Genomic DNA, 19,122 nt, shown 5'->3' with positions numbered 1-19,122 from the left:
CCATCGAGGACATTGACATGAGCAAGCCAACGACAGGCCCCTTCGAGAAAACAGCCGGCTGGCTAGACTGGTACACCGGTCCGAGCAAGCCGAAGTTCCAGGTCCCGCCGGGCAGCGTCGACGCACACTGCCACGTGTTCGGTCCCGGAGCCGAGTTCCCCTTTGCACCCGAGCGCAAGTACACGCCGTGCGACGCGAGCAAGGCACAGTTGTTCGCGCTGCGTGATCACCTCGGCTTTGCCCGCAACGTGATCGTGCAGGCCACCTGCCATGGTGCGGACAACCGGGCGCTGGTCGATGCGCTGCAGTCGTCCGATGGCAAGGCGCGTGGTGTCGCGACCGTCAAGCGCTCCGTCACGGATGAGGAACTGAATGCGCTGCATGCTGCCGGCGTGCGCGGTGTGCGCTTCAACTTCGTCAAGCGCCTGGTGGACTTCACGCCGAAGGACGAATTGATGGAGATCGCCGGCCGCATCGCCAAGCTGGGCTGGCATGTGGTGATCTATTTCGAGGCTGTGGACCTGCCAGAGCTGTGGGACTTCTTCACCACCCTGCCCACCACCGTGGTGGTGGACCACATGGGCCGTCCCGACGTGAGCAAGCCCATCGACGGACCGGAGTTCGAGCTGTTCCTGAAGTTCATGCGCGAGCACCCGAACGTCTGGAGCAAGGTGAGCTGCCCCGAGCGGCTCTCCGTGTCCGGCCCGCCCGCACTGAATGGCGAGCAGGCGGCCTACCGCGACGTGGTGCCCTTCGCGCGCAAGGTCGTCGAAACCTTCCCCGACCGCGTGCTCTGGGGCACCGACTGGCCGCACCCCAACCTCAAGGGCCACATGCCGGACGACGGCCTGTTGGTGGACTTCATTCCGCACATCGCGCCGACGTCCGAGCTGCAGAAGAAGCTGCTTGTCGACAACCCCATGCGCCTGTACTGGCCTGACGAAGCCAAGTAGGAGAACACCGTGTCACTCGACAAACCGTATCTGGACGTGCCCGGCACGATCATTTTTGACGCCGACCAGAGCCGCAAGGGCTACTGGCTCAACCAGTTCTGCATGAGCCTGATGAAGGCCGAGAACCGCGAGCGCTTCAAGACCGACGAACGCGCCTATCTCGACGAATGGGCGATGACGGAAGAGCAGAAGCAGGCCGTGCTGGCGCGCGACCTCAACTGGTGCATGCGCACCGGCGGCAACATCTACTTCCTCGCGAAGATCGGCGCCACCGACGGCAAGAGCTTCCAGCAGATGGCCGGCAGCATGACCGGCATGACCGAGCAGGAATACCGCGACATGATGGTTCACGGCGGTCGCTCGGTCGAAGGCAACCGTCACCTGGGCGAGAACGGCGATGCACAGCCGCAGAACCAGCCGCAAGGCGCCGCCCACCGCAAGAAGGAGGCTTGAATGGCCCGCATCACCGCATCCGTCTATACATCGCACGTTCCCGCCATCGGCGCGGCCATGGACCTGGGCAAGACCCAGGAGGACTACTGGAAGCCGCTGTTCGCCGGCTATGACTTCTCCAAGCAGTGGATGAAGGACAACAAGCCGGACGTCGTCTTCCTGGTCTACAACGACCACGCGACCGCGTTCAGCCTGGACCTCATCCCGACCTTTGCCATCGGCACCGCCGCCGAGTACAAGCCAGCGGACGAAGGCTGGGGCCCGCGCCCGGTGCCCAAGGTCGTCGGTCACCCCGAACTTGCCAGCCACATCGCGCAAAGCGTGATCCAGCAGGACTTCGACCTCACCATCGTGAACAAGATGGACGTCGACCATGGCCTCACGGTGCCGCTGTCGCTGATGTGCGGCGAGCAAGACCCCAAGGAAGGCGCCTGGCCCTGCCCAGTGATCCCCTTCGCGGTCAACGTGGTGCAGTACCCGATTCCCTCGGGCCAGCGCTGCTTCAACCTTGGCCAGGCAATCCGCAAGGCCGTCGAAAGCTATGACGACGACCTGAACGTCCACATCTGGGGCACGGGCGGCATGAGCCACCAGCTGCAGGGCGCGCGCGCCGGCCTCATCAACGCAGACTGGGACAACAAGTTCCTCGACCGCCTCATCGCGGAGCCGGGCGAGCTCGCCAAGGTGCCGCACATCGACTACGTGCGCGAAGCCGGCAGCGAGGGCATCGAACTCGTGATGTGGCTCATCGCCCGCGGCGCGATGGCCGACGTGGCCGGCGGCAAGGCGCCGAAGGTCGCGCACCGCTTCTTCCACGTCCCGGCGTCCAACACGGCCGTAGGCCACCTCATCCTGGAGAACAACTGACATGACCATCAAAGTAGCCCTTGCCGGTGCCGGCGCGTTCGGCATCAAGCACCTGGACGGCATCAAGAACATCCCTGACGTCGAAGTCGTTTCGCTGGTCAGCCGCGAGCTCGAAAAGACCCGTGAGGTTGCCAACCAGTACGGCATCAAGCACGTCAGCACCGAGCTCTCCGACAGCCTGGCGCTCAAGGAAGTCGATGCCGTCATCCTCTGCACGCCCACGCAGATGCATGCTGCGCAGACCAAGGCCTGCCTGGAAGCTGGCAAGCACGTGCAGGTCGAGATCCCACTGTGTGACGTCCTGAAGGAAGGCGAAGAGATCCTCGCCCTGCAGAAGAAGACCGGCAAGGTGGCCATGGTCGGCCACACGCGCCGCTTCAACCCCAGCCACCAGTACGTGCACAAGAAGATCAAGGCGGGCGAGTTCAACATCCAGCAGATGGATGTGCAGACCTACTTCTTCCGCCGCACGAACATGAACGCACTGGGCCAGCCGCGCAGCTGGACCGACCACCTGCTGTGGCACCACGCCGCGCACACGGTGGACCTGTTCGCCTACCAGTGCGGCAGCCCGATCGTGAAGGCCAATGCAGTGCAAGGCCCGATCCATCCGGATCTGAAGATCGCGATGGACATGAGCATCCAGCTGCAGGCCGCCAACGGCGCGATCTGCACGCTGAGCCTCTCGTTCAACAACGACGGCCCGCTCGGCACCTTCTTCCGCTACATCGGCGACACCGCCACCTACATCGCGCGCTATGACGACCTGGTGCAATCGCACAGCAAGGGCGCGGAGACGCCGGTGGACGTGAGCAAGGTGGACGTCTCGATGAACGGCATCGAACTGCAGGATCGCGAATTCTTTGCCGCCATCCGCGAAGGGCGCGAGCCGAACTCCAGCGTGGCCCAGGTGCTCCCGTGCTACCAGGTGCTGCACCAGCTGGAACAGCAGCTCAAGTAAGCCGGATGCGCACGCGAAGAATCGGGCCCTTCGAGGTCAGCGCGATCGGGGTGGGGTGCATGAACCTCAGCCACGCCTACGGCGTGCCCCCTTCGGCCGAAGAGGCGGAGCGCGTGCTCCACGCGGCGCTGGACGCGGGCGAGACCTTGTTCGACACCGCCGCGCTCTACGGCTTCGGGGCCAACGAAGAGCTGGTCGGACGGGTGCTCAAGCCGCATCGCAATCACATCACCCTGTGCAGCAAGGGCGGCATGGGCGGTGTGAAGGGCGACGATGGCGTCGTCCGCCGCGTAATCGACGGTCGGCCCGAAGCCGTGCGCCGCAACTGCGAGGACAGCCTGCGCCGTCTGGGGACGGACGTGATCGACGTCTACTACCTGCACCGCTGGGACAAGAAGGTGCCGATCGAGGATTCGATCGGTGCGATGTCCCGGCTGGTGGAAGAGGGCAAGGTGCGTACGCTGGGGCTTTCCGAAGTCTCTGCAGCCACCGTGCGTCGCGCGCATGCAGTGCATCCGATCGCTGCGGTGCAGACGGAGTATTCGCTCTGGACGCGCAACCCCGAGATCGCCGTGCTGGAGGCATGTCGAGAGATCGGTGCAGCCTTCGTGGCGTTCAGTCCGCTCGCCCGGGCGTTCCTGACCGGCACGCTCACGGAGGTGGACTCCCTTGACGCCAAGGACATACGGCGTCCGATGCCGCGTTTCTCGCCGGAGAACTACGCGCTCAACCTGAAGCTGCTGCCCGCGTTCGAAGCTTTGGCGCGCGAAGCCGGCTGCACACCGGGCCAGCTGGCGCTCGGCTGGCTGTTGCAACAGGGCGAGGACATCATTCCCATCCCCGGGACGACCCGCGTGTCTCACCTCCTGGAGAACCTCGCGGCGGCGGACCTGAACCTGGACGCCTCGGTCATCGCCCGCGCTGGGGCGCTGATCAACCAGAGCACGGTGATCGGCCACCGCTACGCCGCACAGGCCAGGCAGGAAGTCGACACCGAGGAGTTCTGACGCATGCCCCGTCCCTGCGTCGTTCTGCTGCCCGGGCTGCTGTGCGATGAAACCGTCTGGCTGCACCAGCGTTCGGCGCTGGTGTCGGCGGACTGCTTCATCCCCTCCTATGGGGACATGAACGATCTTGGCGACATGGCGCGCGGCGTTCTGGCGAACGTGCCGTCTGAGCGGTTCAGCCTGGCCGGTCATTCCATGGGCGGGCGCGTGGCGCTCGAGATCATGAAGCTCGCGCCCGCGCGCGTCGAGCGGCTGGCCTTGCTCGATACGGGTGTCGACCCGATTGCGCCGGGAGACGCAGGCACGCAGGAGCGCGACAAGCGTATGGCGCTGCTGCAGATCGCCCGCGAGCACGGTATGCGCAGGATGGGCGAGCAGTGGGCGCGCGGCATGGTCCACGAAGACCGCATCGGCACGCCCGTGTTTGCGGAGATCCTCGACATGATCGAGCGGCGCACGCCGGACATCTTCGCGGCGCAGATTCATGCCTTGCTCAATCGCCCCGACGCGACCCCTGTGCTTGGTGCGCTGCGCTGTCCCACGATGTTCCTGTGCGGTCGCCAGGATGCGTGGAGCCCGCTGTCGCGTCACGAGCGCATGCATGAAATGTGTCCCGGCTCGCAGCTCGTTGCCATCGAGAACAGCGGGCACATGAGCACCATGGAGCAGCCGGAAGCGGTTTCTCGCGCGCTCCTGGAGTGGATGAGCCGCTGAGGACGCTCCCTCAGACCGCCAAAGCCATCACGGCGGTGGCGGTATTCGAAATCGGTATGTGGTAGTTGCTGTGCACCTTCCGTACGGAGGGGCCCGCAGCCGTCAGCGATCCGCGCATCGCAAGCCACATCAGCAGTTCGACACCCTGCGTGCCGGTCTTCTCGACCAGGTCGTGGATCGAGAACTGCGTCGCCCACTCCGGGTTGGTCAGCAGGCTGTCCATGAATTGCAGGTCGAAGCTTTTGTTGATGTGGCCCGCGCGCGTGCCGTCGAGCTGGTGCGACAGCCCGCCCGAGGCCACCATCAACACCCGCTGATCCGAACCCCACGCGGCCACTGCCTCGCCGACGGCCTTGCCCAGCGCATAGGCGCGGCTCGCCTTGGGCAATGGGAACTGCACGGTGTTGATGCACACCGGCACGATGCGCACCGGCCAGTCGTCGCCGGCCTGGGGCCACAGCAGCTTCAGGGGCAGGGTGCACGCATGGTCGATCAGCATCTCCTGGCAACTCACGATGTCGAACTCGCGCTCCACCAGCGTGTTGACCAGCTGCCATGAAAGGTCCGGGCAACCCTGCACCGGGGGCTGGGTCGGAATACCCCAGCCCTCATCGGCCGACGTGTATTGCGCCGCGGCGCCGATCGCGAAGGTGGGAATCTTGTCGAGGAAGAAGTTCAGCCCATGATCGTTGTAGAACATCACCACCACGTCAGGGCGGGCGGTGGCCAGCCAGTCGTGGATGGGCGGAAAGCCGTCGAAGAAGGGCTTCCAGTAGGGCTCGTTCTGAAGCCCCTTGTGTATTGCGCCGCCGATGGCCGGAATGTGCGAGGTTCCAACCCCGCCGATGATCGTTGCCATGATGTGTCTCCTGTGATCGCTTGTTGCTACTGCAGGGCCGCTGCATTCAGCATGGCCTGGAATGCTTCCTTGGTCATGCCGGTCTGCTGCGCGCCGATGGCCTGCATGTCCAGCTTGAAGATGCCGGCGAACTTCGCGAGGTAGTAGGCGTTGCCGCCGGCCTCGATCAGTTGCAGCACGTTGCGCGCGCGGATCGCGGCGGCCTGCTGCTCGTTCAGGCCGAAGCGCCGCATGTACGCCTCCTCGTCCGCCAGAAAGGCCTTGCGATTGGCTTCCTCGTTGAAGGAAAAGCACATCTTGTTGAGTGCATAGCCCTTCTTCGCCTGCTCGCCGTCGAAGAGCGTGGTGCCGGGAATCGGTGTCTCCATGTCTGTCTCCAGGTGTGTGGGTCGGCTCCAGTGTCGGACTTCGATTGCGACAAATAAACAGATCGGTCATCATGAAACGCATGAGCGAAATCGATGAATACAACCTGGACACCCGGTTGCTTCGGCTGCTGGTTGCCGTGGTGGAGGCCGGATCGATCACCGGCGCGGCGGCGCACCTCGGGGTCACGCAGTCGGCCGTGAGTCATCTACTGGGGCGTCTGCGGGCCATCGCGGGCGATCCGCTGTTCGTGAAGTCAGGTCGCGGGATCGTGGCGACCGCGCGCGCGGGTGAGCTGGCTGCCCAGGCGCGCGAGTTGTTGGCCGACATGGAGGCGTTTGCGCGCGGCGATCGCTTCGAGCCCGCCCGGTGGCGCACCACCTTCACCATCGCCGCGAATGACTTCCAGCGCGATGTGCTGCTGCCTGCATTGGCTGCGCGGTTGCGCGCTCTGGCGCCCGGCGTGTCCTTGCGCATCATTCCGTCGGACGTGCCGACGCTGGAGCTGCTGCGCGGTGGCGGTTGTCATCTTGTGATCAGTCCCAGGCCACCGGAGGGTGGCGACGTGATGCAGAAGCGCCTGTTCGAGGACCGCTGGCGCGTCTACTACGACCCCGCCGCGCGCGAAGCGCCGCAGGGCCGGCGCGACTACCTTGCCGCCGACCACGTCACCGTGCTCTACGAGCCGCGCCGCATGCTCGCGGTGGACGAGGCGCTCGCAGAGGCCGGTGTGCAGAGGCGCTTCGCCGTGACGGTGCCGGGCTTCGCAGGCTTGCCAGCCTTTCTGCGAGGCAGTCCGTTGCTGGCCACCGCACCGGCGCGGCTGGGGCAGGGCCTCTTGCGTGATTTCGCGAGCGTCGTGCCGCCGGTGACCTGTCCGCCGCTACCGATGTACATGATCTGGCATCGGCGCCATCACGAGGACGCGGCGCATCGCTGGATGCGCGCGCAGCTCGAAGCGGAGGTGCCGTCGAAGCCCAGGAATTGAGCGCCTATGGGTGCGCATCCGGCACGACGATCAGGTCGGCCAGCAGCGGGCGAATGCGCTCGTCCTGGTAGTAGCCGCCGTACTCGGTGTAGCGCAGGAAGGCGCCGTCGCACGCCTTGCAGATCCATACCGCGCACTGGTTGTACGGATGCCAGCCCAGCGCGATCGGCGCATCGGGCGACCACATGTAGGTTCCGTTGGGGTGGTACTCATCCAGGCTCTCGGCGGCGTCCTCGGAGCGCAGCGATCCGACATTGGACAAGTGGTTGATCTGCGTGGCGCCCGAGACGGATTCCCAGGCCGGCCGCCAGAGCGGCGTGCACGCGCCGCAGCGCGCTCGGCTCGCTGCGCGGGCGGCAAAGTCCCGCACTTCCTTTTCGGTGAGCGTTTGCGAAGTCATAGCCCCGCATTATTCGCGAGGCTGGGGAGTGTTCAATCCGCGACGTTGGAGAGCTTCACGTACTGCTCGGCGATTGTTCGCTGCGCCGCTTCGGACTGCGAGATGAATTCCAGTTCGGTCAGCTGCATGCCGCGGTCAAAGGGCGAATGCTCTTCGAAGCGATGCAGCAGACCCGTCATGTACGACGAATAGCGGATCGTCTTCCAGACGCGCAATCCGCATTCTTCGCTGTAGCGATCGAGCCCCGCGCGCGATCCGCCGGAGAAATACGCCGCCATGCCACGAGCGAGCACGCGTGCATCCGCGACGGCCATGTTCATGCCCTTGGCACCGGTCGGCGGAACGATGTGCACCGCATCGCCGGCCAGGAACAGGTTGCCGTACTGCATCGGGCTGGCGATGAAGGCGCGCAACTGGGCCATGTCGCGCTGGAAGATTTCGCCTTCCTGCACCTCGGTGCGATCGGTGTCGAACATGCGGGTATGCAGTTCGTCCCAGATCTGCGCATCGGACCAGTTCTCGGGCCGGTCCGTGGCGGGCACTTGCAGGTACAGCCGCGAGATGCTCATCGACCGCCGGCTGCACAGCGCGAAGCCGCGGTCGTGGTTCGTGTAGGTCATGTCGGGGATCGGCGGCGCCTTGACCAGTATCCCGAGCCATGCGAAGTCGTAGTTCCGGGTGTAGGTGGTGATCACGCCTTCCGGCACCGCCGCGCGGGCGATGCCGTGGAAGCCGTCGCATCCGACGACGAAGGTGCAGTCCAGCGTCTTGTCGACGCCTTCGTGCGTGTAGTGCACGCGCGGCGATGCGGTGTCGGGGCCTTCGATGCGAACGACTTCGGCTTCGAAGATCAGCGGATCGCCTTCGGCCACCCGGGCGCCGATGAGGTCCTTGACGACCTCCTGCTGTCCGTAGATCTTCACGCTGCGGCCGGTCAGGCCGGGCAGGTCGAGGTGGATGGTGCGTCCGCGGAAGCGCATGTCCAGGCCGTTGTCGACGAGGCCCTCGCGCATCATCCGTTCGCCCAACCCCAGGTTGTTCAGTGTGTCGATCGTTCCCGCTTCGAGCACGCCGGCGCGCACGCGCGCTTCGACGTAGGCGCGGCTGCGGGATTCGAGGACCACGGACTCGATGCCATGCCGCTTCAGCAGATGGGCCAGGAAGAGGCCTGCCGGGCCGGCGCCAATGATGGCGACTTGTGTCTTCATCTTCATTTCTCTCGGTTGTGTTCGTTGGTGTCGGGTCAGGCCAGGCGGCGCACCAGTCCCTGCACGATGGCCTCTGCCTCGCGTTCGATCGATGTGCGTCCCCGTTCGGCCGTGGCAGCGGCGGGATCGCCGAAGTAGCCGTTCGGCGTCACGCGGCGCGAAACCTCGAAGCCCTTGCGCCACTCGGCAAGGTCGTCCGGGCCAAGATTGGTCGGCGCGAGGTCGTGCAGCTTCTCCTGGCGCACGGTGTCCGGATTGAAGGCCAGCATCACGGAAGTCTCCCAGTCGCCGGCGTGGATGTCGAGGAAGGGGCCGGGCGGCTGCTCTGGCGGCACGCTGAACGGCATGACCGCGGGGTCCGCCGGATCGATACCCAGTCGCCGCACGATGGCTTCCTCGCAGATGAAGCAGGCCTGTGCTTCGGATTCGGCCGAGCCCTTGCACATGGCCTGGAAGATCGCCTCGTTGTGGGCACGGTCGTTGTGGCCGGAGATGCAGAAGACTCGCCGGACACCATCGCCGGCCAGGCTCTTGATGACGTCGACCACCAGTTCGATCATGACTTCCGCCCGCACCTTGATCGAGGCAGGAAAGCTCGCGGAGACGAAGTTCACGCCCCAGTAGAACGGCGGAATGATGATCGACTCGATGCCTTGCGCGGCCAGCAGGCGCTTGACGGCGCGCAGCCGGGCGCTGGGAATGTAGACATCGGTGGCGGTCGGCAGGTGCGGACCGTGCTGTTCGATGACGCCCATGCTCCAGAGTGCGACCGCGCCGCGCTCGATGGCTGCTTCGACCTCCGGGTAGGTCATCTCGGCGATCGTGTCCTGGAAGATCGACGGGCCCGAGTCACGGGATGACGGGTTCAGTTCAGGTTTCATGATGTGTATTCCTCAGACGGCGATCCATTTCTGGACCGCGGAAATGTCGTCGAGCAGGTGCGTCGCCGGACCCGATTCGACGATGCGGCCGCGATCGAGCACGATCGCGTCGTCGCTCAGCCGCAGGGCGTCCTCGGCGCGCTGCTCCACGATGATGGTCGCGAAACCTTCTTCGCGACGCAAACGGCCGATCGTGGCTTCGAGTTCCTCGACGATCACCGGCGCAAGCCCCTCGAAGGGCTCGTCCAGCAGCAACAGGCGCGGATTGGTCATCAGCGTTCGACCGATCGCGAGCATCTGCTGCTCGCCACCGGAGAGCTTGTCGCCCATGTTGCGCCGGCGTTCGCACAAACGCGGGAAGAGGCCGTAGACCTTGTCCAGGTCGTAGCGCCCGGGCGCCGCGGCCACGCGCAGGTTTTCTTCCACCGTCAGCGACGGGAAGATGTTGCGCTCCTGTGGCACCCAGCCGATGCCCAGGCGCGAGCGCACGACCGTAGGCTGCGAGGAGATGTCCTCGCCCCGCCAGAGGATGCGTCCGCCGAAGTGGCGCGTGTGGCCGATCAGGCTGAGCATGAGCGTCGTCTTGCCCACGCCATTGCGGCCGAGAACGGCGAGGCCCTTGTTTTCGTCGAGCGACAGCGACAGGCCGTCGATGACGACGGCATCGCCGTAGCCGGCGGTCAGGTTGTGGATCTCAAGCAAGGGCATGGTGACCTCGTCGTCCCAGGTAGACCTCGCGCACGCGATCGTCGGCGCGAATCTCCGCCGGCGTCCCCTCGGTCATGAGGCTGCCGGAGACCAGCACCGAGATCCTCTCTGCAAATCGGAACACCAGGTTCATGTCGTGCTCGATGAAGAGCAGGGTCATGTCCTTCGGCAGCGCGCTGATGCGCTCGAAGATCAGCTCGCTCTGGGCGGCCGGCACACCCGCCGCCGGTTCGTCGAGGATCAGCACCTTGGGACGGGTCGCCAGGGCGATCGCGATCTCGACCAACCGGCGCTGGCCGTAGGCGAGCGATGCCACGGGTGTGCTCTCGAAGGACTCCAGTTGCACCAGAGCGAGCAGTGCGCGCGCCTCGTCCGCAAGGTGTCCGCGAGACGGGATGGCGCGCCAGAAGACCTGCGAGAGACCTTCCTGTTCGATGAGCGCCATCTGGATGTTCTGCAGCACCGTGAGCCCGGTGAAGAGCTGGTTGATCTGGAACGTACGAGCAAGTCCCTGACGCACGCGCTGTGCCTGCGAGAGTCGGCTGACATCCTGCCCACCGAGCAGCACGCCGCCGCTGGTGGCGCGCACCGAGCCCGTCAGCGCGGAGACGAAAGAGGTCTTGCCAGCACCGTTCGGTCCGATGATCGCGTGGCGCGCGCCGTTGGGCACTTTCAGGGACACCGCGTCCACCGCCGTGAAGTTGCCGTATCGCAGCGTGAGACTCTGCGTCTCGATGGCGTGGCTGCCCGTCATTTCTTTCTCCACAGGCGGCAGAGCATTCCGGTCAAGCCCGCAAGACCGCGCGGCAGCACGAACACCGACGCCATCAGGACCAGCCCGACACCAAGCTGCCAGTACTTGGGGCTGACGGAGGAGAGGATGTCCTTCAGCCCGGTGAACAGCGACGCACCGAGGATGACGCCCGCAATGCTGCCGGTGCCACCGAGCGCGGTCATCATCATCACGTCGGCCGAGCGCTCGAAGCCGAGCATGTCGAGCGATGCGAAGTTGCTGGTCTGCCCGAGCATCGCGCCCGCCATGCCTGCCAGCGCGCCGGACAGCACATAAGCCAGCGCACGATGCCGCCCGACGCTCGCGCCCACTGCATGCATGCGTGCGGTGTTCTCGCGAAGGCCACGCAACGCCAGGCCGAAGGGCGAGGTGGATACGCGCCAGACGATCAGGTAGGCGACGACCAGGCCCGCCAGCGTGTAGAAGAAGGCCACGTGGCCCTGGAAGTCGAACGCGAAGAGTCCGGCGATCGGGCCGACGGTGAACGACGAGAGACCGTCGGCGCCACCGGTCAGGTCATGCGCCTGATTGGCGGCCTCGTAGAAGAGGAAGCCCACGCCCAGCGTGACCAGCAGGCGGTTGAAATCGTTACCGACCACCACGATGGGCACCAGGATGCCTGCAGCGATGCTCGCAACGACCATGGCCGCGACCAGCGTCAGCAGCGGTTCGGTCACGCCGTGGCCGCCGAGGACGGCGACGGTGTAGGCACCCAGTCCGAAGAAGACGGCATGCCCGAGCGAGACGATCCCCGCGTAACCCTGGAGCAGGTCGTAGGAGAGCGCAAAGATGGCGGCGATGAAGATCGTGCGCAGCAAGCCGAGGTAGTCGGGCAGGAGGAAGTAGCAGCCCGCCGCAACCAGGAGCAGGATCGGCAGGCTGATTCGGATGTCGAGGGTCCGGTTCATGCGGTCCTCCGTTTCAGGCCGCGCGGCATGAAGACCATGGTCAGCACTAGGAGCGCATAGATCACGAAGCTGCCGGTGGCCGGCACGTAGTACTTGAAGAGGGCGTCGACCGCGCCGAGGAACAGTGCCGCTGCGAACAACCCGAGGATCGAGCCCGGCCCGCCGATGGCAACCACCATCAGCACGATCACGAGGTACTTCAAGGGAAAGCTCGGATCGAGCCCGAGGAAGCCGACCGCTAGCGCACCGCCCAGACCCGCGAACGCAGCGCCCAGTGCGAAGGTCATGGCAAAGAGCCGCTTGACGTTGATGCCGATGCTTTCGGCCGTGCCGCGCAGATCCACCGCTGCACGCACGCGCGCCCCGAAGAGCGTGCGCTGGAACAGCGTCACCAGCACGCCGAGTGCCACCACGCCGCAGACCATGACGAAGATCCGGTAGCCGGTGGTCCATGTGCCGAGGAGCTCGACTTTCGCGGAGGCCCACGCCGGCAGCGGAATGGGTTGCTGCTGCGGACCGAAGACGATGTTGGCGATGGCCCCGGCGACGAAGGCCAGCCCGATGGAGAAGAGCACCTGCTGCAGTTCCGGCTTGCGGTAGAGGTGCGTGATCAAGGTCCGTTCGAGTGCAGCCCCGATCAACCCCGTGACGACGAACGCCGCCGGCAGCGCCAGCAGGAAGGGGATTCCCATCAGGCCCGTCAAGACCACCATCAGGTAGCCGCCGCACATCGCGAAGGCGCCGTGCGCCAGATTGATGAAGCGCATCAACCCGAGCGTGATCGACAGGCCGATGGAAAACAGGAACAGCAGCATTCCATAGGCCAGCCCTTCGATGAGGACCGTCAAGAATCCCTGGACGTTCATTGCTTCGCCGGGTCCTTGACGGCCTCGACCGTCGCGATCGGCTTGTTGACGGCCACGCCCTGGGACATCACGCCGCGCCGGATGTAGATGTTCTCGACGATCTCGCGCGTGGCGGGGTCGATGCGGATGGGGCCGCGCGGGCTGTCGATCTCCATGCCCTTCACGGCCTCCATGAAGGCGTCGCCCGTCGTGCCGCCGGTCTTGTTCAGTGCCTTGTAGACCATCGCCATTGCGTCGTAGCCCTGCATCACGCGATAGCTCGGCAGCTTGCCCGCACCCTGCTTGGCCTGGAACGCCTTCAGGAACGTCTTGTTGGCCGGGTTGTCGATCTCGGCCTGGTAGTGCCACGCGGAGATCACGCCCTCAGCGGCGTCGCCCATGGCAGGCAGCAGGTTGTCGTCGACCACGTCGCCGGTGACCATGAGCTGGATGCCGGTGCCCTTCAGTCGCGTCCCCGCCTGCTTCACGAATGCGATGGAGACATCGCCGCCGGGATTGAAGCCGAAGACCACCTCGGGCTTGGCCTCGATGGCGCGCTGCAGGTAGGGGCCGTACTCCATCGCGGAGAGCGGCGTGCGGTCCTTGCCGACGACCTTTCCGCCCCCCGACTCGAAACCCTTGATGAACCACGTTTCGGCATCGATGCCCGGTGCGTAGTCCGAGACGATCACATAGGCCGTCTTCTTGCCTTGCGCCGCAGCCCACTTGCCCTGCGTGTAGGCAACCATGGGCATGGTGCCGGAGATGCGGGTGTAGTAGGGCGACTTCTCCGTCAGCACCGAGGTCATCGCGTTCACGATGATCGCGGGCGTCTTCGCCTGCGTGAGGATGCTGGCCGCTGCCATCGCGTTCGGCGTGAAGCTGTAGCCGACGATCAGCTCCGCCTTGTCGCGTGCGATGAGTTCCTGGGTCAGCCGGCGTGCGAGGTCACCCGAGCCCGGACCCTGGTCGTCCTTCACGACGAGCTTGACGTCCTTGCCGCCCGCCTTGGTGCCGTTGAGCTCCTGATACAGGCGCATGCCCGTCTCGTAGTGGGACCCTTGGTCGGCGAACGCACCCGATAGCGGGAGGATCACGCCGACGACCACGTCGCCTGCTGCGTACGCCGGTGCGGCGGACAGCCCCAGCGCGCCGATCGAAAGGACGAGTGCAGTACACAGGGCCTGCCGGCGAACGGGAGAGAAACGGCCTTCTCGCAAATCCATGATGGGTCCTTGGCTCAATGTTGGTGGGTGGTGGAGGAATCGGTGGAGCGCCTGGTGAAGGTCACCGGGTCGAAGTCGGTGAAGCCCTTGCGGGATACGAAGCGCCAGCCGTCGGCGGTGCGCCTCAGCAGGTCTTCGAAACCGCCGACGGTGACGGTGCCGCTGCCGGCATCGCGCTCCACCAGCAGGATCGAGAAGCAGGTGGCGCGGGCGTTGTCCTCGTCGATCAGCTCGACTTCGGGATTGGCGACGAGGTGGCGTCGCGGCGCACCGGCGGGGCGGTCTAGAAAGGACTGCAGGATCGCCGTGCGGCCCACGATCGGCCGGTCGGGATCGCTCGGTCGGATGAAGTGCGCGTCTTCGGTGAAGAGCTCGGCGACCTCGTGCCAGCGGGCTTCGTCGTTGAGCTTCGCGTAGCGGCGCTGCAATCGCTCGATGGCGTGGATGTCCGCGTCCGCAGTCATCACGCGCCGCCCTGCGCGTTCGCGCTCTGGAGGATCTCACCGAGCATCTCGTCGACCGAGACCACGTCGCCAAAGCTCTGGTAGACGGTCTGGAAGCCGACGTTGTGGTCGTCTTCAAACCGTGCCGCGTTGGCATCGGACACCATCGCCACGTGGTAGTCGAGCATCATCGCGTCGCGCGCCGAGGTCTCGCAGCAGAAGTTGGTGAGCATGCCGACGATCGCGACGTTGCGGATGCCGCGTGCATCCAGCTTCTGCGGCAGGTCCGAATGCGGTGGGATGAATGCGCTGAAGCGATGCTTGGTCGCGTAGATGTCCTCCGGCCGCGGCTCCAGGTCGGCATGCAGCTCGCAGCCGCTGTGGCCGACGGTGAGGTTGTCGCGGTGCCGGGCCGCGTTCTCCGGCGTGAAGAAGGCCTCGTGATAGAGCGGCCAGAAGCTGCGCCCCGCCTCGCCGGCCACCATGCTCACCCACGCCACGTGCCCGCCGCGCTCGCGAAAGGCGCGCGCCATGCGGTTGATGTTGGGGATGATCGCCACGGCCGTGGGCACGTCGCGCACATAGAACTCCTGCATGTCGATCACGACAAGGGCGCTCTCACGGGGCTCGAAGCGTTCGAAGACACGACGTCGGCCACGCTTCTTCATCACGCGATCGATGACGTACTGCGGCATCTTGAACTGGGCGGGCTCGGTCATGTGTGCTTCTCGGTGCAGGAAAAATGTCGAGCGCCATCTTCGGCGTGCAACTTGCTTTCCGGTGTGAGAAACGCAACGCGTCCATTCAGAAATGCTTATGGGCTGCGCACTTTCACGATCCTGACAAAATGCCCCAGGCGCTTTCCGGAACCCTCCAACGCTGTAAGCCGCCTTTCGAGAGATGCTTGCAATCAATCCCCGCCACCTGAAAGTCTTCCTCGCCGTGGCGCACGCGGGCAGCGTGGTCCGCGCTGCCGATGTGGTGCCCCGGGTTCAGTCGGCGATCACGCGCTCGGTCCAGGAACTCGAAGCCGACCTGGGCGTGCCGCTGTTCGAGCGCCATCCCCACGGCATGCTGCTGACCGAATTCGGCAGCGTGCTGCAGGCGCGCGCGGAGGCCGCCTTTGCCGAGCTCGATGCCGGGCGTGAGGCGATCGACGCGCTGCTGGCCGAATCTCGCTGGAACACGAATGCGCCGATCCTCGCGCTGGGCATCGGCAAGCAGCGGCTGCTGGTCTTCATCGAGTTGATGAAGCAGCGGCACATGGGCGCGGTGGCCGAGCAGTTCGGCATTTCGCAGCCGGCGGTGAGCTTGGCGCTGCGCGAAGTGGAGCAGGGCATGGGCCTTGCGCTGGTGACACGCACGGCTGCCGGCATCGTGCCCAACGCAGTGGGAGAGCAGCTCGCTTTTCACTTGCGCCGCGCGCTCGCGGAACTGGCCAAGGCCGAAGAAGAGATCGTCTCCATCCAGCAGGGCATCACCGGCCGCGTGACCGTGGGCACGCTGTCGCTCGGGCGTGGATGGCTGCTGCCGCAAGCGATCATCCGCATCACCGAGGCGCACCCGAAGATCCGCGTCTCCACGGTCGAAGGAAGCTTCGAGCACCTCGCGAGCCTGCTGCATGCGGGCGAACTCGATTTCATCCTCGGCGGACTTCGTCCTGAAGAGGAGATGGCCGGATTTCGCAGGCAGCCGATCTTCGGCTCAGGCATCGTGCTGCTGGCCCGCAAGGACCATCCGCTGTGCGAATCGTTGCAAACCGAAGGCTGGCGCGGACTCGAAGGCGCACGCTGGGTGCTGCCGCATCGCGGCACATGGACGCGCAGTTCGCTGGAAGCCACGCTGGCCGATAGTCAACTGCCGCCCGCGGAAGTCGTCGTGGAGACGGCCGACAACACCATCACGCGCGCGCTCGTGATGACCGGCGACCTCATCACCGCGGCGGCGCCGCATCTCTTTCAGGAAGAGATCGCCTCGGGCCGGCTCGTCGTGCTTCCGCTCGCACCGACCGCCAGCCCGCGCGACATCGGCATCGTGGTGAGAGCGAATGGAACGCTCACCGTCGCGGGCCGCTTGCTGATCGAATCGGTCATGGGCGCCATGACCGACGCGCCCGCCGCCGAAGCAGTGCAGTAGGGCGCGCGCCTATGCCTGAGCGTGAGCCGGGCGCAGTGCCTTAGCGGCAGACACCATGTTGGTCAGTGCCGGAAGCACCTCGGCCCATTGCCGCGTCTTCAGTCCGCAGTCCGGATTGACCCAGAGCCGGTCGGCAGGAATGCGCTCTGCCGCCTTGCGCATCAACTGCTCGATGTGCGCCTGCGTCGGGATGTTCGGCGAATGGATGTCGTAGACGCCGGGGCCGATTTCGTTGGGGTAGTTGAAATCGTCGAACGCGTCGAGCAGTTCCATGTCCGAGCGCGAGGTCTCGATGGTGATCACGTCGGCGTCCATGTCGGCGATCGACGCGATGATGTCGTTGAACTCCGAATAGCACATGTGCGTGTGGATCTGCGTCTCGTCGCGCACGCCGTTGGCAGTGATGCGGAATGACTCGACGGCCCAGTCCAGATACTCCTTCCACTGCGACTTGCGAAGCGGCAGGCCTTCGCGCAGCGCCGCTTCGTCGATCTGGATCACGCGCACACCGGCGTCTTCGAGATCGAGCACTTCATGGCGGATGGCGAGCGCCAATTGCTTGCATGACGTCGAACGCGGTTGGTCGTCGCGCACGAAGGACCAGTTGAGGATGGTCACCGGGCCGGTCAGCATGCCCTTCATCGGCTTGCTGGTGAGCGATTGCGCGTACCGGATCCAATCGACCGTCATCGGCCGTGGGCGGCTGATGTCGCCGAACAGGATCGGCGGCTTGACGCACCGCGAGCCGTAGGACTGCACCCAACCGAACTGGCTGAAGGCATAGCCTTCGAGCTGTTCGCCGAAGTACTCGACCATGTCGTTGCGTTCGGCTTCGCCGTGCACCAACACGTCGAGGCCCAGCGCTTCCTGCTCGCGCACGCTTCGCTGGATCTCGGCCTGCATGGCGGTCTTGTAGCCCGCAGCGTCCAGTCGGCCGGCCCTGAATTCGCTTCGCGCATGGCGGATCTCGGCGGTTTGCGGAAACGAGCCGATCGTGGTCGTCGGGTAGAGCGGAAGCTTGAGCAGCGCTGCCTGTTTCGGGGCCCGGCTGGCATAGGCGCTCTCGCGCTCGCCGAGGTGCTTGCGGATCGCGCCCACGGCGGCCTGAACCTCAGGGTTGTTCACACGGGGCGACGCGCGACGCGCTGCCAGAGCCGCATGGTTGGCCGTCAGTTCCGAGGCGACCGCCTCGCGGCCATGGCGAAGCGCAGTCGCGAGCACCTTCAGCTCATCGAGCTTCTGCAACGCGAAAGCCAGCCAGGACTTGAGTTCCGTATCGAGCTTCCGCTCGCTGGCGAGATCGACCGGCACATGCAGCAGCGAGCATGACGGCGCGATCCAGAGGCGATCGCCGAGCCGCTCTGCAATGGGTTCGAGCCAGTTCAGCACGGCAGTCAGATCGGTCTTCCAGATGTTGCGACCGTTGATGACGCCGAGCGACAACACCTTGTGCGAAGGCAGCATGCCCAGCAGCGGCAGCACATCGTCGCGGCCGTTGATGGCATCCACATGCAGGCCGGCGACCGGCAGGTTCGCGGCAAGGTACTTGTTGTCCTGGAGTTGGCCGAAATAGGTGGCCAGCAGAAGCTTCACGCGGCTGCTCTTGAGATGGTGATACGCCGTGTTGAACGCGTGCTGCCAGGCGGCATCGAGCTCGGTGACGAGCAACGGCTCGTCGATCTGCACCCATTCCACGCCTTCGCGAGCCAGGGTGTCGAGCAGTTCCGCGTAGACCTGCAGAAGGCGCGGCAACAGGGCCAGCCTGTCGGAGTCGTCCTTGGCCTTGCCGATCGCGAGGTAGGTCACCGGACCGACGATCACCGGCTTCGCCTTCACGCCCTGGGCCTTCGCTTCGGCCAGTTGATCCAGCAGGCGCGTTGCGTCGAGCCTGAACTCGGTCGCGGCAGTGAACTCGGGGACGATGTAGTGGTAATTGGTGTCGAACCACTTGGTCATCTCGCCCGCCGCCACGCCGCCGCAGCAGCCCGCATGTGCCTCGGCTGCCTGCGTCGATCGGCCGCGCGCGACCCGGAAGTAGTTGTCGAGCGCGTCGCCATGAAATCCACGAACCCGCTCTGGCAGGTTGCCCAGCGTGAAGCTCATGTCGAGCACCTGGTCGTAGAAAGAGAAGTCGCCGATGGGCACGAGGTCGATGCCCTGCTGGTCGTTCCAGTGGCGCTGGCGGAGTTGCGCGCCGAGTTCTTCGAGTTCGCTGCGAGAGGATTCGCCCTTCCAGTACGACTCCAGCGCGAACTTCAATTCGCGCTTGGCGCCGATGCGGGGGAATCCGAGGTTGTGAGTGGTGGTCATCTACGTTCTGTGCAAGTCAAGGCCATGGATGCTAGGCTCGCGGGTCGATGAAGACAAATGGTCTTATCTCACGTATCCATGAATCTCACTCATACA

The 19,122-nt window shown here is 65.3% G+C and carries 21 protein-coding genes; 8 read left to right on the top strand and 13 right to left on the bottom strand.

Translation table 11 applies throughout. From position 1 onward, the window contains the following. Window positions 1-17 precede the first annotated feature (17 nt). From FHW64_RS14980 to FHW64_RS14955, 6 genes are read left to right on the top strand one after another with little or no spacing between them, the layout of a single operon-like run. Window positions 18-953: an amidohydrolase family protein gene (locus FHW64_RS14980; RefSeq protein WP_184527455.1), complete on the top strand. Its 936-nt coding sequence runs from the start codon at window positions 18-20 to the stop codon at window positions 951-953. 9 nt (window positions 954-962) lie between these two features. After that, entirely contained in the window at window positions 963-1,406 is a 444-nt protein-coding gene (ligA, locus tag FHW64_RS14975; protein WP_184527446.1) for a protocatechuate 4,5-dioxygenase subunit alpha, read from the top strand. Then, on the top strand, window positions 1,407-2,273 hold the full coding sequence (locus tag FHW64_RS14970; RefSeq protein ID WP_184527444.1) for a class III extradiol dioxygenase subunit beta: 867 nt from the start codon (window positions 1,407-1,409) through the stop codon (window positions 2,271-2,273). 1 nt (window position 2,274) lies between these two features. Continuing rightward, window positions 2,275-3,234 (top strand): Gfo/Idh/MocA family oxidoreductase, encoded by a 960-nt coding sequence (locus FHW64_RS14965; RefSeq protein ID WP_184527442.1) that lies wholly within the window; start codon window positions 2,275-2,277, stop codon window positions 3,232-3,234. A 5-nt stretch (window positions 3,235-3,239) separates the two neighbouring features. Beyond that, entirely contained in the window at window positions 3,240-4,241 is a 1,002-nt protein-coding gene (locus FHW64_RS14960; RefSeq protein WP_184527440.1) for an aldo/keto reductase, read from the top strand. Between the two features lie 3 nt (window positions 4,242-4,244). Beyond that, window positions 4,245-4,955, top strand: a complete 711-nt coding sequence (locus FHW64_RS14955) for an alpha/beta fold hydrolase (RefSeq protein WP_184527438.1) — start codon at window positions 4,245-4,247, stop codon at window positions 4,953-4,955. 10 nt (window positions 4,956-4,965) lie between these two features. Here the strand turns inward: FHW64_RS14955 and FHW64_RS14950 are convergent, their stop codons facing one another. Both FHW64_RS14950 and FHW64_RS14945 read right to left on the bottom strand, forming a co-directional pair. Continuing rightward, window positions 4,966-5,814 (bottom strand): class III extradiol dioxygenase family protein, encoded by an 849-nt coding sequence (locus FHW64_RS14950; RefSeq protein ID WP_184527436.1) that lies wholly within the window; start codon window positions 5,812-5,814, stop codon window positions 4,966-4,968. A 26-nt stretch (window positions 5,815-5,840) separates the two neighbouring features. Beyond that, entirely contained in the window at window positions 5,841-6,182 is a 342-nt protein-coding gene (locus tag FHW64_RS14945) for a protocatechuate 4,5-dioxygenase subunit alpha (protein WP_184527434.1), read from the bottom strand. A 71-nt stretch (window positions 6,183-6,253) separates the two neighbouring features. Here FHW64_RS14945 and FHW64_RS14940 point away from each other — a divergent pair, with 71 nt between their 5' ends. Then, on the top strand, window positions 6,254-7,168 hold the full coding sequence (locus FHW64_RS14940; RefSeq protein WP_311733308.1) for a LysR family transcriptional regulator: 915 nt from the start codon (window positions 6,254-6,256) through the stop codon (window positions 7,166-7,168). Between the two features lie 4 nt (window positions 7,169-7,172). Here the strand turns inward: FHW64_RS14940 and FHW64_RS14935 are convergent, their stop codons facing one another. Genes FHW64_RS14935 through FHW64_RS14890 form a run of 10 tightly spaced genes read right to left on the bottom strand, consistent with a single transcriptional unit; the run spans window position 7,173 to window position 15,299 of the window. Then, on the bottom strand, window positions 7,173-7,568 hold the full coding sequence (locus FHW64_RS14935) for a hypothetical protein (RefSeq protein ID WP_184527430.1): 396 nt from the start codon (window positions 7,566-7,568) through the stop codon (window positions 7,173-7,175). A 32-nt stretch (window positions 7,569-7,600) separates the two neighbouring features. After that, window positions 7,601-8,776 carry a 4-hydroxybenzoate 3-monooxygenase gene (locus tag FHW64_RS14930; protein WP_184527428.1) on the bottom strand — a complete coding sequence of 392 codons (1,176 nt, stop codon included), beginning with the start codon at window positions 8,774-8,776 and terminating at the stop codon, window positions 7,601-7,603. Window positions 8,777-8,811: 35 nt separating this feature from the next. Next, window positions 8,812-9,657 carry a creatininase family protein gene (locus FHW64_RS14925; protein WP_184527426.1) on the bottom strand — a complete coding sequence of 282 codons (846 nt, stop codon included), beginning with the start codon at window positions 9,655-9,657 and terminating at the stop codon, window positions 8,812-8,814. A 12-nt stretch (window positions 9,658-9,669) separates the two neighbouring features. After that, complete coding sequence (locus tag FHW64_RS14920; RefSeq protein WP_184527424.1) at window positions 9,670-10,365, bottom strand: ABC transporter ATP-binding protein; 696 nt, start codon at window positions 10,363-10,365, stop codon at window positions 9,670-9,672. Beyond that, window positions 10,352-11,119, bottom strand: a complete 768-nt coding sequence (locus tag FHW64_RS14915; protein WP_184527422.1) for an ABC transporter ATP-binding protein — start codon at window positions 11,117-11,119, stop codon at window positions 10,352-10,354. Before FHW64_RS14915 ends, FHW64_RS14920 begins: the two co-directional genes overlap by 14 nt. Then, entirely contained in the window at window positions 11,116-12,066 is a 951-nt protein-coding gene (locus tag FHW64_RS14910) for a branched-chain amino acid ABC transporter permease (RefSeq protein ID WP_184527420.1), read from the bottom strand. Before FHW64_RS14910 ends, FHW64_RS14915 begins: the two co-directional genes overlap by 4 nt. Then, window positions 12,063-12,932, bottom strand: coding sequence for a branched-chain amino acid ABC transporter permease (locus FHW64_RS14905; protein WP_184527418.1), 870 nt, complete (start codon window positions 12,930-12,932; stop codon window positions 12,063-12,065). Before FHW64_RS14905 ends, FHW64_RS14910 begins: the two co-directional genes overlap by 4 nt. Next, window positions 12,929-14,137, bottom strand: coding sequence for an ABC transporter substrate-binding protein (locus FHW64_RS14900; RefSeq protein ID WP_184527416.1), 1,209 nt, complete (start codon window positions 14,135-14,137; stop codon window positions 12,929-12,931). The genes FHW64_RS14905 and FHW64_RS14900 overlap by 4 nt, the downstream gene beginning before the upstream one ends. A gap of 14 nt (window positions 14,138-14,151) precedes the next feature. Then, the gene (locus FHW64_RS14895) at window positions 14,152-14,601 is read right to left on the bottom strand and encodes a nuclear transport factor 2 family protein (RefSeq protein ID WP_184527414.1); all 450 of its coding nucleotides are present in this window, start codon (window positions 14,599-14,601) and stop codon (window positions 14,152-14,154) included. Continuing rightward, on the bottom strand, window positions 14,601-15,299 hold the full coding sequence (locus tag FHW64_RS14890; protein ID WP_184527412.1) for a cysteine hydrolase: 699 nt from the start codon (window positions 15,297-15,299) through the stop codon (window positions 14,601-14,603). The genes FHW64_RS14895 and FHW64_RS14890 overlap by 1 nt, the downstream gene beginning before the upstream one ends. Window positions 15,300-15,480: 181 nt before the next feature. Here FHW64_RS14890 and FHW64_RS14885 point away from each other — a divergent pair, with 181 nt between their 5' ends. After that, the gene (locus FHW64_RS14885) at window positions 15,481-16,716 is read left to right on the top strand and encodes a LysR family transcriptional regulator (protein ID WP_184527410.1); all 1,236 of its coding nucleotides are present in this window, start codon (window positions 15,481-15,483) and stop codon (window positions 16,714-16,716) included. Window positions 16,717-16,725: 9 nt separating this feature from the next. On the opposite strand, the gene metE is transcribed toward FHW64_RS14885, so the two are convergent. Beyond that, on the bottom strand, window positions 16,726-19,026 hold the full coding sequence (metE, locus tag FHW64_RS14880; RefSeq protein ID WP_184527408.1) for a 5-methyltetrahydropteroyltriglutamate--homocysteine S-methyltransferase: 2,301 nt from the start codon (window positions 19,024-19,026) through the stop codon (window positions 16,726-16,728). Window positions 19,027-19,122 lie beyond the last annotated feature (96 nt).

Source organism: Variovorax sp. Sphag1AA, assembly GCF_014192575.1.
Lineage (GTDB): Bacteria > Pseudomonadota > Gammaproteobacteria > Burkholderiales > Burkholderiaceae_C > Variovorax.
The sequence above is the reverse complement of the archived record's forward strand: the minus strand, read 5'-3'. Positions and strand labels throughout refer to the sequence as shown.